Annotated in this window: 2 protein-coding genes; both read left to right on the top strand. The window is 38.2% G+C overall.

The features are described from left to right. A partial coding sequence (locus ACYQ1N_RS07540; protein WP_459834505.1) for a Cna B-type domain-containing protein occupies positions 1–986 on the top strand: 986 nt, incomplete at its 5' end. 290 nt (positions 987–1,276) lie between these two features. After that, positions 1,277–2,065, top strand: a complete 789-nt coding sequence (gene lgt, locus ACYQ1N_RS07545) for a prolipoprotein diacylglyceryl transferase (RefSeq protein WP_459834507.1) — start codon at positions 1,277–1,279, stop codon at positions 2,063–2,065. Positions 2,066–2,217: the final 152 nt, after the last annotated feature.

Consider the following 2,217-nt stretch of genomic DNA (forward strand, 5'->3'; position numbering starts at 1 on the left):
TAACTGCAGAAGTTATTGATAACGATGACGGAACATATACGGTTAAGTATGCCAACTTACAAAAGAACAAAGACGGAAATGCCATTGAATACACAATAAGTGAAGACAGCGTTGACGGCTATACGGCAGACAAAACCGCAGCAAAGAACGGTGAGACAATCACCAATACTCATACTCCTGAAGTTATTGATATTACGGTTACAAAGAACTGGATTGATGATAACAACAGAGACGGAATCAGACCGGGTGCAAATGACTTTGCATCAAAACTTCATTTGATGAACGGCGAGACAGAAGTAACGGGAGTTGTACCGAGCGTTGTTGACAACAACGACGGAACATATACCGTAAAATACACAAATCTTGCAAAGAACGCGGCAGGCACGCCTATAACATACAGTGTAAAAGAGGATGCCGTAAGCGGATATACAACAGACAACAACACGGCGCTCAACGGAGGAGTAATTACCAATACCCATACTCCTGAGAGAACAAACGTAGTTGTAACAAAGAAGTGGGATGACAACAACGATCAGGACAGAGTAAGACCTGGTGCGGATGAATTCGCTTCCAAGCTTCATTTGCTTGCCGACGGTACTGAGGTTGACGGAGTAACGGCTGAAGTTGTTGATAACAATGACGGAACATATACTGTCACTTATTCCGATGTTCTGAAATATGAGAACGGCAACATTATTGTTTACGGTATAACCGAAGATGATATTGCGGGATATTCATCATCTCAGGATGTTGTATATGAAGGTGAAGTATTGGTTAATGTTCATAAAGTTAAGGAAAACAACGGTGAAAACGGCGGAAACAAAGACAATACAGATAATAACTCCAATAATAATTTAAATAACAAGAGTGACAAAAAGGTAGACACAGCCGATCATAGTAACAATATGATCTACTATGTATTGATTGCAATTTCCGCAACAGGCATTATAAGTGCCGCTGCCGTTGCAGGAAGAAAGAAACATTAATAACCTTAATGACTTAAAAGTCTTATAAGACAGTCGGAATCGGCATAGCCGGTTTCGGCTGTTTTTATTTTAATTCGTTTTTATATTAAATAATAAAAAATTGATAAAAAATCAAAAAAAAATCAATGGGATTAAAGCCCATTGATTTAGCAAGATGGTCACTGAGGGGGTGTGACCGGATACCACACCTGATTAGGGTGCAGAGTATATGATATTGATATAAATGATATAATCATTTATCATGTAGATATTAACATATTAAAATTGTAAAAACAAGTAGGAGAAAAACTATGCATTTTGTGCTTTTCAACATAGGAAACATACCTATACACGGATATGGCCTTATGATTGGAATCGGAATTGTTGTTGCATTTATTGTACTTGAATTCAGAGCCAAACAATTAAAGCTTAACAGTAATATAGCTTGGATAGCAGGTATCATAGGCGGAATTACGGGTTTTGCCGGAGGGAAGCTTCTCTACATGATTGTTGAGTGGGAAGATACTGTCAGGGATCCGTTAGGAGCATTAATTCGTTCAGAGGGATTTGTTGTTTACGGAGGCCTTATAACCGGAGTAATCTGTGCATTTATATATGTAAAAGCAAAGAAAGTTTCTTTTTTTGAATATTTTGACCTTATTATTCCGGAAGTTGCATTGGCACAGGGATTTGGACGAATAGGATGTTTCTTTGCGGGTTGCTGTTACGGAAGAGAGGCTCATGACCATGAGTGGGGCGTTGTTTTCCCTGATACGGGACTTGCTCCGAGCGGAACGGCTCTCATACCTACACAGATATATTCTTCCATAGGAGATTTTGCCATATTTTTTATTCTTATTGCCGTTGCCGGATACAATAATAAATCAGGAAAAGGATTTAAGGGATTAATAGCCGGTCTTTATATTATATTATACAGTGTCGGAAGATTTGCGATTGAATTCTTAAGAGACGATCCGAGAGGAGCAGTCGGAACATTATCAACTTCACAGTTTATTGCCATATTTACGGCAGCTTTAGGTATTGTAATACTTATTATTCAAAGTAAAAGAAATAAAAAGGCAATATCAGATTCCATTTAATAATATAACGCTCGTCTTCGAGATACTTATTACGGATTAATGACTGTATATACGTCTTAATCGAAGGCTGAGCGTTTTTTTGATGTAGTGAACTACTCCGACTTATAGAAGCCGGAGCTTCTTGCTTCAACCACTACTGCTTGGCTAATACC

The organism is Howardella ureilytica (assembly GCF_054657495.1).

Coding starts and splice junctions, on each gene's coding strand:
- lgt (WP_459834507.1), top strand. CDS start 1,277: ATGCATTTTGTGCTTTTCAACATAGGAAACATACCTATACACGGATAT.